At 43.6% G+C, this 15,610-nt stretch carries 12 protein-coding genes and 1 riboswitch; of the genes, 10 read left to right on the top strand and 2 right to left on the bottom strand.

The window, feature by feature from the left end:
* Positions 1 to 38: 38 nt before the first annotated feature.
* Positions 39 to 479 carry a DciA family protein gene (locus J502_RS04665; RefSeq protein ID WP_034683293.1) on the bottom strand — a complete coding sequence of 147 codons (441 nt, stop codon included), beginning with the start codon at positions 477 to 479 and terminating at the stop codon, positions 39 to 41.
* A gap of 106 nt (positions 480 to 585) precedes the next feature.
* Here J502_RS04665 and J502_RS04660 point away from each other — a divergent pair, with 106 nt between their 5' ends.
* The 10 genes from J502_RS04660 (at position 586) to recJ (ending at position 14,124) form a co-directional block, all read left to right on the top strand.
* Positions 586 to 1,272: a M23 family metallopeptidase gene (locus tag J502_RS04660; RefSeq protein WP_005024046.1), complete on the top strand. Its 687-nt coding sequence runs from the start codon at positions 586 to 588 to the stop codon at positions 1,270 to 1,272.
* 207 nt (positions 1,273 to 1,479) lie between these two features.
* Positions 1,480 to 4,197 (top strand): pyruvate dehydrogenase (acetyl-transferring), homodimeric type, encoded by a 2,718-nt coding sequence (gene aceE, locus J502_RS04655; RefSeq protein ID WP_005017845.1) that lies wholly within the window; start codon positions 1,480 to 1,482, stop codon positions 4,195 to 4,197.
* Positions 4,198 to 4,202: 5 nt separating this feature from the next.
* Positions 4,203 to 6,242, top strand: coding sequence for a 2-oxo acid dehydrogenase subunit E2 (locus J502_RS04650; protein WP_034683290.1), 2,040 nt, complete (start codon positions 4,203 to 4,205; stop codon positions 6,240 to 6,242).
* Positions 6,243 to 6,371: 129 nt separating this feature from the next.
* A riboswitch (yybP-ykoY riboswitch) is annotated at positions 6,372 to 6,529 on the top strand.
* 90 nt (positions 6,530 to 6,619) lie between these two features.
* Positions 6,620 to 7,195 carry a TMEM165/GDT1 family protein gene (locus J502_RS04645; RefSeq protein WP_034683328.1) on the top strand — a complete coding sequence of 192 codons (576 nt, stop codon included), beginning with the start codon at positions 6,620 to 6,622 and terminating at the stop codon, positions 7,193 to 7,195.
* A gap of 179 nt (positions 7,196 to 7,374) precedes the next feature.
* Positions 7,375 to 8,172, top strand: a complete 798-nt coding sequence (locus tag J502_RS04640; protein ID WP_005405190.1) for an oxygen-binding di-iron domain-containing protein — start codon at positions 7,375 to 7,377, stop codon at positions 8,170 to 8,172.
* A gap of 92 nt (positions 8,173 to 8,264) precedes the next feature.
* Positions 8,265 to 8,627, top strand: coding sequence for a YkgJ family cysteine cluster protein (locus J502_RS04635; RefSeq protein WP_005405189.1), 363 nt, complete (start codon positions 8,265 to 8,267; stop codon positions 8,625 to 8,627).
* Between the two features lie 173 nt (positions 8,628 to 8,800).
* Positions 8,801 to 10,267: an IMP dehydrogenase gene (gene guaB / locus J502_RS04630; RefSeq protein WP_026444012.1), complete on the top strand. Its 1,467-nt coding sequence runs from the start codon at positions 8,801 to 8,803 to the stop codon at positions 10,265 to 10,267.
* A gap of 140 nt (positions 10,268 to 10,407) precedes the next feature.
* Positions 10,408 to 11,754, top strand: coding sequence for a phosphoglucosamine mutase (gene glmM, locus J502_RS04625; protein WP_034683287.1), 1,347 nt, complete (start codon positions 10,408 to 10,410; stop codon positions 11,752 to 11,754).
* Between the two features lie 3 nt (positions 11,755 to 11,757).
* Positions 11,758 to 12,411 carry a pyridoxamine 5'-phosphate oxidase gene (pdxH, locus tag J502_RS04620; protein ID WP_034683284.1) on the top strand — a complete coding sequence of 218 codons (654 nt, stop codon included), beginning with the start codon at positions 11,758 to 11,760 and terminating at the stop codon, positions 12,409 to 12,411.
* Positions 12,412 to 14,124, top strand: coding sequence for a single-stranded-DNA-specific exonuclease RecJ (recJ, locus tag J502_RS04615; RefSeq protein WP_034683282.1), 1,713 nt, complete (start codon positions 12,412 to 12,414; stop codon positions 14,122 to 14,124).
* A gap of 142 nt (positions 14,125 to 14,266) precedes the next feature.
* Here the strand turns inward: recJ and J502_RS04610 are convergent, their stop codons facing one another.
* Positions 14,267 to 15,052 (bottom strand): putative porin, encoded by a 786-nt coding sequence (locus J502_RS04610; RefSeq protein ID WP_005017857.1) that lies wholly within the window; start codon positions 15,050 to 15,052, stop codon positions 14,267 to 14,269.
* Positions 15,053 to 15,610: the final 558 nt, after the last annotated feature.

The raw sequence follows: 15,610 nt of genomic DNA, 5'->3' as shown, positions 1-15,610 counted from the left end.
AAATATCTTCTCTAAAGTAATTGTATATTGCTGCCATGTTACTTTTTATTGCTTGCCAAACGTAGCAAGGCTTGGCTAAGCTTGGGGTCGCTCACAAAGCCAGCAGCATTTCGTAACATTTCCTGTGTTTCTGGTGCAAGTGATTGAGAAGATGCATTTCTGACAGGAGTGTCAGGTTGTCTAGACCTGAGATAAGGCCGGATCTGTTTCAGATCTTTCAGTTCAGCATGTTGAGCTAACTTAGAAATATATTGCTTTTGCAGGTAGCCGAGCTGACTAATCAAGGCTTGATTTTCACCAGTTACCGTCAAAATGCCATATTCATAACACACGACTTGCCATTGTTCCGGTTGGGGTAATAGCGGTTGAATTAGTTTCGTAAGTTTCTGCCATTCAGCAACTTGCGCTTTAAGAAACGTTAAGTTTCCTGTTTTTAGGTGTTTTCTTGTCTGTTGAAAGACGTTGAAAGGTTCTGACATACATATTTTCCACATAGTAATGTCTTAATCTTATGCGCTTGTTTCAGCTGATATCAAGGAAGAGATCACAAGGAACCTTGAGTAAGAACAGTTAAATGAGGTTTTTATGCACACGCGTCGTATTTTACTAGCGTTTTCACTCGCCGCATCAGCTGCATCAGTTGCATTTGCAGATCTGGTTGAATTAAACGGTACCACATCATCACCAGATCGTCTTGAAGAACTTACCCGCACTTTGGCTCAAGGTTCATATTCTCAGCCGGATGATATTAATATTCCAGCAAACACGAATGTCAGTATTACTCTTCGCGAGAAAACTGTTGAATTGAATAATGAATCTTTAGCAAAGAAGTACGGAACTAAAGCGACCCCATCTTACAGCTCCAGTAATCCTTATTCATGGCTAGTCAGCCATCCCCTACCTGATATGAAACGCGTCAGTTCTAATTACGGTGGCCGTGTTATGGGTGGCCGGGCTGAAAATCATTCAGGTCTGGATCTATCTGCACCTAGTGGTACTCCAATCTATGCAACTGGCCCAGGTATTGTGACCAAATCAGGCTGGGGTACAGGCTATGGCCAGTATGTAGAAATTAATCATGGTAATGGTTACTTAACTCGCTATGCCCATGCTTCACGTTTGGTCGCCCGTGTAGGTGACCGTGTTGAAGCAGGTGAACATATTGCAAATGTTGGCTGTACCGGCCGCTGTACTGGCCCGCATCTTCATTATGAAGTAGTCAAAGATGGCCAGCGTAAGAATCCTTCAACTTACCTTGCTATGCTGCCATAAAATTATAGTATCACCACTTTTAATATGAATTGTATGAAAAATCGCCTATATTGGCGATTTTTTGTTATTATGAGTAATAAAACGTCACTTGGTATTTATCTTATGAATAATTCTCCATGATGGCATTCACCTGCGGCGATACCTGCTCTACACGAAAACATGATACATATAGGGGATAAGACAGGAAGATTAAGAGAAAGGTGAGTTATGGCGTTTTACGGTGATACCGACGCACAGGAAACACAAGAATGGCAAGATGCTTTTGATTCAGTACTACAGCATATGGGTACAGAGCGGGCAGCATTTCTGCTTGAAAAATTGTATCAGCGCGCGATAGCTAAACATGTTCCTATTCAGCGTCTCAATACGCCATATCTCAATACAATCTCAGTAGATGAACAGCCTGCTATGCCGGGTGATCAGGATATGGAGCGAAGAATTCGCGCTCTGATTCGCTGGAATGCCTTAGCAATGGTGTTACGTGCTAACAAGACTGGTGATGATCTTGGTGGTCACTTGGCAAGTTTTGCATCTAGTGCCACCCTGTATGATGTAGGTTTTAACCATTTTTTCCGTGCTGCTAGTGATAATTTCGGCGGTGATATGATCTATTATCAAGGTCATTGTGCACCGGGCATTTACGCACGTTCATTTCTGGAAGGCCGACTCACTGAAGAGCAGCTCGGCAATTTTCGCCGTGAAGTAGGCGGAAATGGTTTACCAAGCTATCCACATCCTTATCTGATGCCAGATTACTGGCAATTCCCGACAGTATCTATGGGCTTGGGACCAATCATGTCAATTTATCAGGCCCATATTCAGAAATATCTGATGAACCGTGGCCTGATTAAAGAAGAAGACCGGAAAATCTGGGCGTACTTGGGTGATGGCGAGATGGACGAGCCAGAGAGTCTGGGTGCGATTTCATTGGCAGGTCGCGAAAAGCTCGATAACCTGATTTGGGTGGTGAACTGTAACCTGCAGCGTCTGGATGGCCCGGTGCGTGGTAATGGTAAAATTATCCAAGAACTAGAATCACTGTTCCGTGGGGCAGGCTGGCGAGTAATTAAGGTAGTGTGGGGTCGCCACTGGGATCCGTTACTGGCCAAAGATACCTCTGGTGCATTAAAAGCTGCAATGGAAGAAGCAGTAGATGGTGACTATCAGCGCTATCAGGTTAAAGGTGGAGCCTATACGCGTGCTCACTTCTTCGGTAAGTACCCGGAAGCTGAAGAGCTGGTAAAGAATTTAAGCGATGAAGATATTGATAATCTGAATCGTGGCGGTCATGACCCGTACAAGGTCTTTGCTGCCTATGCTGAGGCCACCAAAGCCAAAGGTCAGCCGACAGTTATTTTAGCTAAAACGGTAAAAGGTTATGGACTGTCTGAAGAAATTGAAGCGGTAAACAAGACGCATCAGATCAAGAAAATGCAGCTTGAGTCACTGAAATATGTTCGTAACCGCTTCAATCTACCATTTAATGATGAACAGCTTGAAGAATTGCCATTCTATCGTCCGAGCGAAAATTCTCCCGAGCTAAAATATCTTAAGGCACGGCGCGAAGCTCTAGGGGGTTATCTACCGGCACGACGCAAAGAAAGCTATGCTCTGGATATTCCAGAACTGTCAGTTTTTGATAGCGTTCTACGTGGCAGTAATGGTAAACAGCAATCTACCACCATGGTAATGGTACGCCTGATCTCAGCATTGCTTAAAGAAAAAGCCATTAAGGATCATGTTGTTCCGATCGTACCGGATGAGGCACGTACTTTTGGCCTGGAAGGTATGTTCCGGCAGCTAGGTATCTATGCGGCGCATGGTCAACAGTATACGCCAGAAGATAATGAACAGCTCATGAATTACCGTGAAGCTAAAGATGGGCATATGCTTCAGGAAGGTATCAACGAAGCTGGAGCCATGAGTGCCTGGGCTGCACTGGGAAGTAGCTATTCAACTAATAATTTGCCGATGATTCCGATGTACATGTATTACTCCATGTTCGGTTTCCAGCGTATCGGTGATATTGCCTGGGCTGCAGGAGATGCGCAGGCTCAAGGTTTCTTGCTGGGTGCAACTGCAGGCCGCACTACCCTGAATGGTGAAGGTTTGCAGCATCAGGATGGTCATTCACATATTCTGGCCAGTACCATTCCAAACTGTGTTTCATATGACCCTTGCTTTGGTTATGAGCTGGCTGTTGTGGTACATGATGGTTTGCAACGCATGTATGTAAATCAGGAACGTGTGTTCTATTACCTGACACTCATGAATGAAAACTATGAACATCCACCAATGCCACAGGGTGTAGAAGAGGGCATCAAACGCGGGATGTACCTGCTTGAAGAAGATGATAAAGCCACTGTCCAGTTACTGGGTTCAGGCGTCATTCTGCGTGAAGTGATCAAGGCTGCTAAAATTCTGCGTGAGGAATATCAGGTTCATGCCAATGTCTGGAGCGTCACCAGCTTCAATGAACTGGCACGTGATGGAATGGCATGTGAAGAATATAACCGCCTGCATCCGTTAAATGAACAAACCCGAGAATCTTGGGTTTCTCAGCAGCTGCGTGGTACAGATGGTATCGTGGTTGCAGCAACGGATCACATGCGTACTTATAGTGAACAGATCCGCGCTTATCTGCCCGATAACCGGCCTTACGTTACATTAGGTACAGATGGCTATGGCCGTTCTGATACCCGCGCCAATCTTCGCAGTTATTTTGGTGTAGATGCAGCTCATATCGTGGTTGCTACTCTGAAAAAACTGGCAGATGAAGGTGAAGTTGAAAACCGTCTGGTTAAAGATGCTATTTCCAGTTTTGAGCTGGAAACAGACCGTCCGGTAGCCTGGGCACCTCAAGCTCATCCGGAAGTCCAGACAGTTGCAGAATATCAAGAACCAGTATCAGGTGAGGAGAACTAAGCCCTATGCAAATCAAGACACCTGATATCGGCGTAGATCAAGCGAATGTTGCAGAAATTCTGGTCAGAGTAGGCGACCATATTGAAGTAGATGACAGCATTGTCGTGTTGGAATCCGATAAAGCAACGGTTGAAGTGCCTGCCACTTCAGCCGGAGTAGTTAAAAGTATCCTGGTCAATCAGGGCGATGACGTGACTGAAGGCACAGCATTGATTGAACTTGAAGCAGAAGGTACATCTGGTGGCGTTACTGAAGCTCAAGAAGCCGATGCAGCACAGAAAACTTCAGAAAATACTCCAACTGAATTACCTGACCGGGAAATTCAGCAGGAAATTTCATCCTATCAGCCAAACTCTTCGACCCAAGCTGCTCAACCGTCTGAATCTGAATCATCTTCAGCTGCTACGGTTGAAGTTAAGTTGCCTGATATTGGGGTAGAGAAAGCACTGGTGGGTGAGCTGCTGGTTCAGGTAGGTGATGATATTCAGGTTGACCAGAGCATTGCAGTAGTTGAGTCAGACAAAGCCACCGTAGAAGTACCAAGTACTGTAGCAGGCAAAGTACAAAGTATTACCGTCAAAGAAGGTGATAGCATTAAAGAAGGTGTGGTGCTGATTACTGTACGGACCGCTGAAGGTTCGGCCGAACCTGTATCAGAGAAGCCTTCCGTCCAGTCTGCTACAGAAAAATCTGCATCTCAACAGCAGGCTGCTACATCAGTTGAAAATAGTAGTAGTGCTGAAAGTACAGAAATTGAAGTCACTGTACCGGACCTTGGGGTAGATAAAGCCACAGTCACTGAAATTTTAGTTAAAGTCGGTGACCGTGTAGAGGCTCAGCAAAGCTTGTGTGTGGTTGAGTCAGACAAAGCTTCAGTTGAGATTCCAAGTTCTGCTGCCGGCATCATTAAGGCGTTACATGTAGAGTTAAACCAGGTCGTTAAACAGGGACTATTACTGGCTGTAGTAGAGACAGAGAAATCATCTGAACCGGTTAAAACTAAACAGGCTGCAGCGGTTAAAGAGCAGGATGCTGCAACGCAACAGACTGTAGCTAAGCCGCAAAATGATACTGGTACTTTGTCAGCTCCACAGCAGGGCACTGATAAGTTAAGTAAAGAACAGCAACTTGAAAATGCCAAGGTTTATGCTGGGCCTGCAGTACGGAAGCTGGCTCGTGAACTGGGCGTAGTATTAGCACAAGTTAAGGCATCGGGTCCGCATGAACGTGTAATGAAGGAAGACGTTTTTGCATATGTCAAAACTCGTCTGACTGAAGTGCAAAAACCTGCAAGCTCAACTCCAGCACCTGTAGTTTCAGGTTTGCCAGCTTTGCCAGATTTTACTGCTTTTGGTGGCGGTGAACTGAAAACCATGACACGTTTGCAGCAGGTGTCTGTTCCACAGCTTTCACTCAACAATTATATTCCTCAGGTAACCCAGTTTGATCTGGCTGATATTACCGAACTTGAGGCATGGCGTGGTGAATTGAAAGCTAACTTTAAAAAAGAAGGCATCAGTCTGACTATCTTGGCCTTTATCGCCAAGGCGGTTGCTCACCTGTTAAAAGAAGAGCCTTATTTTGCAGGTCATTTGGCTGATGACCAGAAAGCAGTAATGCTGCGTCATGAAATTCATATGGGTATTGCAGTAGCTACGCCAGATGGGTTGACTGTACCGGTGCTACATAATCCTGACCGGAAATCTATTCGTCAGATTGCACAAGAACTGGGGGAGCTGAGCCAGAAGGCGCGTGATAAAAAGCTGTCTCCAAAAGACCTACAAGGTGCCAACTTTACTATTACTAGTCTGGGTTCAATCGGTGGTACGGCATTTACGCCGCTGGTTAACTGGCCACAAGTGGCAATTCTGGGAATTTCTCCGGCAACCATGCAACCAGTATGGAATGGTGAGTCTTTTGATCCGCGCCTGATGTTGCCATTATCATTGTCTTATGATCATCGGGTCATTAATGGTGCTGATGCAGCACGTTTTACCAATAAGCTGACCAAACTGTTAAAGGATATACGCAGTTTATTGCTGTAATCTCCTTATCTAGATAAAAAGCCCTGCAATTGCGGGGCTTTTTATCAGCTCGATTAAAAAATATTAATGTATAAATCCGGGTTTAAAATAAAAGGGGTTTGAAAATTTGGCTGGCTCGTTTTACACTAGGCCTACTTCATTGGGGAGTAGCCGCTATTTACGTTCCAGTAAATAGGTGATGGTCAACATAATTGTTCAACAGAACATGGTCATCATAGCCAAAGAACCCGAGCTTTAATTCTTTTGTTGGCAAGACCTTTGATTTATCTTTCTGCTTGATTATGGCTGGCGGGAGAGATAAGTCATGGGACTACGCTAGCCAGAGAATAATCATGCCAGATTTTTTCACCTCCTTAATCTCTAATATGCCAACTAGTATGGTGGCTTTTTCTGTATCAACAGCGATTGTTGCTTTGGCTGAAATGGGCGATAAAACTCAGCTTTTGGCCCTTTTGTTGGCTGCGCGTTTCCGTAAGCCTTTACCTATTATTTTGGCCATTCTCGCTGCTACGCTGATTAATCACGGGCTTTCCGCAGTATTAGGGCAATTTATTACCCGTATGGTTGACCCGACTGTAATGATGTGGATTCTGGCAGCAGGTTTTATTGGCATGGCAATCTGGATGCTGATTCCTGACGAGCTGGATGATGAAACTGAAAATATTAATAAATGGCAGCGCTACGGAGTATTTGGTGCCACATTTGTATTATTCTTCTTGGCAGAAATTGGTGATAAAACCCAGATCGCTACAGTTGCCTTGGCAGCTCGTTTTGACAGTATTTTCTGGGTAACAGCCGGCACCACGCTAGGTATGCTTCTGGCTAATGTACCTGCAGTGTTTATTGGCGATAAGCTGGCACACAAGCTGCCCATAGCTCTAATTCACAAGATTAGTGCCTTTATCTTCTTGGCGATTGGTATCTTTACTATTGTGCAGCATTACTTTTTCTAAGCCAACTTTATGACAGCCCGGCAGATACCGGTCGGGCTGTATTTTATATTTTGAGCCTACTTAAAAAACTGCCTGAGCAGTACAAACTAAATTTTTTATTTTATTGTAAGTTTTAATGAATCCCATTATTTTAATAAGGAATTAAAAATTTAACTTGTTAAGTCAATTTGGGGTAGGGGATGAGTTTAGATCGCACCACATCACAGGTACTGTTTGATAACGGCACACATAAATGCATCAGTTTTACCAGTCTGGTTAAAGGTGAAGGTGTACAGGCCAATCAGTTTCTGATTATTGATCATGAGCGGGCGGCGGTTCTCGACCCTGGTGGCGACTTAACATATATTCCCCTGACCATGGAATTAAACCGTTACACCCGGCTGGCCAATCTTGATTATGTAATGGCTTCACACCAAGATCCGGATATTATTACTTCCATGCCACGCTGGCTGGTTTATACCGATGCCAAGGTGGTTGCATCAAAACTCTGGGCACGCTTCTTACCCCATCTGAACTCAGCCTTCATGAGTGACCGCATGAAAGGTAACTGGCTGGACCGTCTGGTTGAGCTCCCAGATCAGGGGCAGAGTATTGCGCTGGGACATGCTGCGATACTGGCTATTCCGGCTCACTTTTTACATTCAGTGGGTAATTTTCAGTTCTACGATCCGGTTTCTAAAATTTTATTTTCAGGTGATATGGGCGCTTCTATGGTAGAGAATGCCAGTCAGCCACTTGAAGACTTTGAAGCTCATATTCCTAAAATGAAAGCTTTTCACCAGCGCTATATGTGTGCAAATAAGGTTATCCGTTTATGGGTGAATATGGTTCGTAAAATGGATATTGAAATGATTGTGCCACAGCATGGCAGTGCATTTATTGGCAAAGAAAAAGTGAAACAGTTTCTGGACTGGATTGAGACACTCCAGTGTGGCGTTGATCTGATGGATGAGCGTATTTTTCACTGCCCGGCTTAAAATATTAAAAAATACTTGAGTAGAAAAACAACATTTTCTAAGATTCTGCTATTGGAAATAGCCAATATCTAGACTAACGAGAATATAAGAAAATGTTGTCTCAAGTAACTTATGAAAATGCCTGTTTAAGCTGTGGTGCCTGCTGTGCCTATTACCGGGTATCATTTTATTGGGCAGAAGGCGAACAGATTCCTGAACATCTGGTAGAGCCAATTACGCCAGTTTACTCATGCATGAGAGGGACTAACCAGACCCAGCCACGTTGTCAGGCACTAGAAGGAACGCCAGGAGAACAGGTTAGCTGTAGTATTTACAGTATGCGAAGTTCAAGCTGCCAGGAAGTTCAGGCTGGTGACAGTCAGTGTAATAAAGCGCGAAGCGCGCATGGGATGATTCCGCTGATTAATATTGAACCTCAGGTAATCAATGATGAAAGCTACGATCAGGTTAGCTAAGCATAAATAAAAATAAAACGAGTAGATAGATAAAACTATGGGCAAAAATGCTTCTGCGAAGATACTGATTTCTCTGGTCTGAAATCGCTGAAATAAAAATTCTCTGGGAGAAAAATGAAATTTGAGGAGAAATTTGTTTATAATAGCTCACGGAAATTACCAGTGAGACTGTTATGCTGACCATCGTTCAAGAAGCGTTAACCTTCGATGATGTCTTGTTACTCCCTGCCTACTCTACTGTTCTCCCAAAAGATGTCTCCTTAAAGACACGTTTGACCCGCGGTATTCAACTTAATATTCCTCTTGTTTCAGCAGCTATGGATACTGTAACCGAGTCACGTATGGCAATTGCCATGGCTCAGAACGGTGGTATCGGTATTCTGCATAAGAATATGGATATTGCACTTCAGGCTGCAGAAGTCCGCCGTGTCAAAAAATTTGAAGCCGGTATGGTTAAAGACCCGATTACAGTTACCCCTGAAACCACTGTACGTGAACTGATTGCGATTACGCAAGCCAATAATATCAGTGGTGTACCTGTGGTTAAAGATGGCCAGGTGGTCGGCATTGTTACTGGCCGTGATACCCGTTTTGAAACTAATCTTGAACAGCCTGTCAGTAATATTATGACACCACAAGAGCGCTTGGTGACTGTGCGGGAAGGCGAGTCTAAAGAAAATATTCAGGCCTTACTACAACAGCACCGTATTGAAAAAGTACTGGTCGTGGACGAGCAGCATGCGCTTAAGGGACTGATTACGGTAACGGATTTCCGTAAAGCTGAACTTTATCCAAATAGCTGTAAAGATGACCTTGGCCGATTGCGTGTTGGTGCAGCAGTAGGAACTGGTGCCGAAACACCAAGCCGTGTTGAAGCCTTGGTTGAGGCAGGTGTAGATGTCATTGTGGTCGATACTGCTCATGGTCACTCAGCCGGTGTAATTGAACGCGTCCGCTGGGTCAAGAATAACTACCCGCAGGTTCAAGTCATTGGTGGAAATATTGCCACAGGTGATGCTGCGCTGGCGTTACTTGATGCCGGTGCAGATGCAGTTAAAGTAGGTATTGGACCAGGTTCAATTTGTACCACCCGTATTGTTGCCGGTATTGGTATGCCGCAGATCTCTGCAATTGACAGTGTGGCCAGTGCACTTAAAGAACAGATTCCACTGATTGCAGATGGTGGTATCCGTTTCTCGGGTGACATGGCCAAAGCAATTGGTGCAGGTGCCAGTACGATTATGGTCGGTTCATTGCTAGCAGGAACTGAAGAAGCGCCAGGTGAGGTTGAATTCTTTCAGGGACGTTACTATAAGGCCTATCGTGGTATGGGTTCATTAGGAGCAATGGCTGGAGCGACCGGGTCCGCAGACCGTTACTTCCAGGACTCTAAAGCGGGTGCCGAGAAATTGGTTCCAGAAGGTATAGAAGGCCGTGTACCATATAAAGGCCCGATGGGTAATATTGTGCACCAGATGATGGGTGGTTTACGTTCATCTATGGGTTATACCGGATCTGTGACAATTGATGATCTTCGCCAAAATGCTAAATTTGTAAAAATTACGGCAGCAGGTATGTCTGAGTCTCATGTACATGATGTCACGATTACTAAAGAAGCACCTAACTACCGTGTGGGTTAAATCATGATTGGGCTATTTCTGACCTGATCCTTATAGAAAAAGCCGTCAGTTTTATGACGGCTTTTTTGTTTTGGTGTAAAGTAAATCCAATTTGCAACAGCTTGGTTAAATAACCATAAACTATAAGAAGTGAGTAAAATATGAGCTATTTTGGAACCGATGGTATCCGTGGTAAATTCGGTGAACTCCCAATCACCCCTGAATTTGCCTTAAAACTTGGTTTCGCTGCAGGTAAGGTACTCAAAAGAATCAATCCTTCTGATAAAACATTAGTCGTACTAGGTAAAGATACCCGTTTGTCCGGGTATATTTTAGAGTCAGCCTTACAGGCTGGTCTTAACGCTGCTGGCGTTTATGTACATTTACTTGGGCCTTTACCGACTCCCGCGATTGCCCATTTGACGCGTGCTCTACATGCCCATGCCGGGATTGTCATTTCTGCTTCGCATAATCCTTATTTCGATAATGGTATTAAATTCTTTTCCAGTCAGGGTAAAAAATTGCCAGACGAGCTTCAAGAAGCAATTAATGCGGAACTGGAAAAAGAAATTCATATTGAGGATACGGCTAATCTGGGTAAGAGTGTCCGGGTAAAAGATGCAGCTGGCCGTTATATTGAATTCTGTAAATCCACCTTTCCTTACCATCATGATCTCCGTGGCCTGAAAATTGTAGTAGATTGTGCCAATGGAGCAGCCTATAACGTAGGTCCTGCTGTTTTTCGCGAATTAGGGGCAAAAGTTATTGCTCTATATAATGAACCAGACGGCCTAAACATTAACGAGCAATGTGGTTCAACTCATCCGGAAAACTTGCAAAAAGCAGTAATACAGTCACATGCCGACCTTGGTATTGCATTTGATGGCGATGCTGATCGGGTCGTTATGGTAGATAAAGCTGGTAACCTGATTGATGGTGACCATATTCTGTATATTCTTGCGACACAAACCAGCCAGAAACCTGCGGGTATTGCCGGTACCCTGATGAGTAACCTGTCACTGGAACTGGCATTAAAAAAAGCCGGTGTCGATTTTGTTCGGGCCAAAGTCGGTGATCGCTATGTATTGCAGGCACTGGAAGAGAATGGCTGGATGATTGGCGGTGAACCTTCTGGACATATTCTTACCTTGGATAAGAGTACAACAGGAGACGCTATTATTGCTGCACTTCAGGTATTAACTGTCATGGTTGAGCAGGGTAAGGCTCTGGATAAACTGGTTGCAGACTTTGAGCTTTTTCCACAAGAACTCATTAATATTCGTTTAGAAAAAATGATTGATCCTTATTCAATTCCTGCACTGGTTGCTGAATTTGAAAAAGCTGAAGCACAGCTTGAAGGGAGAGGACGGCTTTTAATAAGAAAATCAGGTACTGAGCCGGTCATCCGTGTGATGGTAGAGGGTGAAAATGAGCAGGAAGTAAAAGCACTGGCTCAACATCTGGCCAATGCCGTAAAAAATCAGGCAGATGTACTTGTGGAGGGCTAAAGCATGAGTGATGTGATTAAAGATTTAAGTGAGTTACGCCTGACTTATCAGAAAGGTGAGCTGCATGAAGCAGAAGTAGATACCCAGCCACATGAGCAGTTCTTGAGCTGGTTTAATTATGCTCTTCAAGCAGGATTACATGAGCCTTATGCCATGTCCTTGGCTACTGCAAATGCTCAGGGGCGACCACATGTGCGTACCGTGTTGCTGCGCGGTGCCACTGAAACAGGTTATGACTTCTATACTAATTATGACAGTCAAAAAGGCTTGGATCTGGCAGTTAATCCTTATGCCGAGCTGCTATTTTACTGGCCTGCATTGGAACGGCAGATCCGTGTTCATGGGCGGGTTGAGAAAATTTCAGAACAGGAGTCAACGGAGTATTATCATAAACGGCCACATGACAGTCAGGTTGCTGCCCATATCAGTCAGCCCCAGAGTGGCGTAATTTCTAGCCGTGAAGAATTACAGCAGCGCTTTCAGACTCTACAGCAGCAAGTAGAGAACCAGCCTCTTGAAAAACCTGTATTCTGGGGAGGCTATCGTCTACACCCTGAATATTATGAATTCTGGCAGGGACGGCCTAACCGTTTACACGACCGTCTCAGTTATGAAAGAATCGATGGTCATTGGAAATTACAACGATTAATGCCATAGATGCCGAATATTCAAGTTAAGCAACGCCCTTTACTGACACGTGTAGAAAGTTTTCAACACGTGTCACCCTTTCTTGCCCATATTCTGGCCAGACGTGGAGTCGCTTCTGAACAAGAACTTGAACTCAGATTAAAATATCTGCTTTCTCCTTGTCTTAAAGGACTGGAACAGGCAGTTGAGATTATAAATCAGGCCATTGACCAGCAGAAAAAAATTGTTATTGTCGGTGATTACGATGCAGATGGTGCAACCAGTACTGCTCTGATGATTCTTGCTTTAAGAGATATGGGCGCAGATGTAACCTATCTGGTTCCTGACCGGTTTAAATATGGTTATGGACTTACGCCTGCAATTGCGGATCTGGCTTTTACCCGTTTTACTCCTGACCTGTTGATTACTGTAGATAATGGTATTTCTAGTCATGAAGGGGTAAAACAGGCGCAAGACCATGGTATGCAGGTTATTATTACAGATCATCATCTGACTACCAAAGAAACGCCAGGCGCTGAGGCAGTAGTTAATCCGAACCAACTGGGCTGTAATTTTCCGAGTAAAGCCTTGGCTGGAGTAGGCGTTGCCTTTTATGTACTTGCCAATCTGTGCAGTTTTCGCAAAAGGGCAGACCAATCTGTCAGCAATATAACCCAATATCTGGACCTGGTTGCCTTAGGTACCTACGCCGACGTTGCGAGCCTTGATTACAATAACCGTATTCTGGTCGATGCCGGTTTGAAACGCATACAGCAACAGCAGTGCCGTCCAGGAATTCTGGCATTACTTGATATTGCCGGACGCGAACCGGCAGCTCTTAAAGCACAAGATTTAGGTTTCGTACTTGGGCCGCGTATTAATGCAGCAGGCCGTATGGAAACTATGGAAATCGGAATTGAGTGCCTGTTAGCCCCTAATCTGGAAAATGCTTATCCTCTGGCCCGGCAACTTAATCAGCTAAATATTGAACGCCGTCAGATTGAAGCACAGATGAAGCAGGAAGCCTTGCGCTATCTGGAGCAACTACAGCTATCAAAAGAGAATATACCTCCCGCGCTGATTATGTTTGAAGAACACTGGCATCAGGGCGTGATTGGAATTGTCGCTGGACGCTTAAAAGAGCAGTTTCACCGGCCAAGCATTGTATTCGCAGCAGATGAAGACGGTATTCATATTAAGGGATCGGCCCGTTCGGTTGAGGGAATTCATATTCGTGACAGTATTGAGCAGATCGCTGAACAGTATCCTCATCTGGTACGTTATTTTGGCGGTCACGCTGCCGCTGCCGGACTCACGATCCGTAAAGAGCATTTTTTAGAATTTAAACAGGTCTTTACCCAGCTAATTGCAGAAATGGATGAAACGCTGCTCTCTGCTACACTTTGGACAGATGGGGAGCTGCCTGTAGAAGCATTGGTTCTTGACACAGTGGATCTGATTGAAAAGTTAGGACCATGGGGACAAAAATTTCCGTCACCTGTGTTTGAAGGAACTTTTAAGGTTGTAGACTTCAGATGGCTTAAAGAGACTCATCTCAAATTACGTCTGGCATTAAATAACGGTCAGGTAGTAGATGCAATTGCCTTTAACGCAAAAGACAGATTTGAGTATGATCCGGAAAATGATCAAGTCGATCTGGTCTATGAACTGGAACGTAACGAGTTCAATGGTAATACAGGCCTGCAATTGCGTATCGTCCATCTTAAGCAGAAAATTTTATAATAGGCCGCTTGAACCAGTTTAAGTATAGTAGATCGAATGGATGGGTACTGACCGTAATAGATATATTGCTTTATGACTTGTAAAATATAGTAAAAAACCCATCCGGAGATGGGTTTTTTATTAGTCTAAATATTACTTCAGATTAGAAGCGGTATTTTGCAGCTACACCAAAGCTGTTGTAGTCGTTATTACCTGCTTCACCGAAGCCTACACGACCTTCCAGACTTACTTGCTGGTTAATGAACTTACGGGCATTTACGCCAAATTCATTAGAGTCTGTTAAATCATTGTTGTAATAGTCGGCACCGATACTGAAAGTTTTGTCAATGAAGTAATCTGCCGCCAGATTGTATTCATCAAGATCACCGAACGCTGCACCCGCTTCAAGGTTGATATCTTTACCATTGCTAAGAGTCGTAACATATTTAGCACGAAGTGTTGGGTCTACACCGTCGTCATTGTCATTGTCATAACCTTTTAGACCGGCTGCAATTAAGAGACCTGGAGCTGGTAAGTAACCAACTTCTGCACCATAGTAAGTTGTATCATAATCAACAGTACCAATTGGTGTATCACGTTCTATATCTTGACGACTAACATTACCACTTAAGTAAAAATCTGAGTTAGGTACAAAGTATTCTGCACCGACACCATAACGGTTATCATCAACATCACCACGGTCAGCGAAAGTTGCGAATGCACTTACATTACTGGCACGATCAAGGAAAGCAGCTTCTGCAAGCGGTGCATTACGTGTTTGAACCGGATTAAAATAATAAGTACCGTTTACACCAAAAGCACTACCTGAATCGCCATTGTCGGGGTCTACATAACTTGCAGATGCACCTACTTCGGCTTGATAAGCATTGGCTGTGCCCGTTACTGCTAGAGCTGATAAAAGCGCTGACGCAATTGCTAGTTTTTTCATGGTTATTCACCCCTCTTAAAATCTTGTTAGCTAAGTTGCATACATAATGTTTTGTTACAACTTCAGTTTATGTGTTTTTAAATTCGGGTCAATCACAGGAAAGTAACGAGAATGTTGTTCGCGTAATAATATGTAATTTTTTTGATATAAGTATCTGATATATAATATTAAAACTTAAATGTTTAGTTTTATTAAAAGCATGGAGCTTTTGTGAATAGTACAGGTGTTTGATTATAGATTATTCAATTTTGATTACAACTTATTTAAATGTGAGCGAAATTTACTCATTTTTATCTTTTTATTTTCAAGCTGAATTTACATATTTTGTTAGCTTTGAAATATGATGTTGATCTGTTGCATACATTCAGACAACTTGTAATTCACTCTCATTTATTTCATTTTCAATATAAATATTTAATTTTAATAAACTCATAAATGATCCCTGCCAACATCAGTTTTCAAATTTTTTATCACGCTACTGTTATTTGAAATGATCCCAACGAGACAGATGCTCTATGCTACAATTTAAGGATTAAAAGGTTTTTTTGAGAGTAAATC

Origin of the sequence: Acinetobacter sp. 1294596 (genome assembly GCF_000582925.1) — a bacterium.
Taxonomy (GTDB): domain Bacteria; phylum Pseudomonadota; class Gammaproteobacteria; order Pseudomonadales; family Moraxellaceae; genus Acinetobacter; species Acinetobacter radioresistens.
Note: the sequence above shows the minus strand (reverse complement) of the source record. Positions and strands in the feature narration are given on the sequence as shown.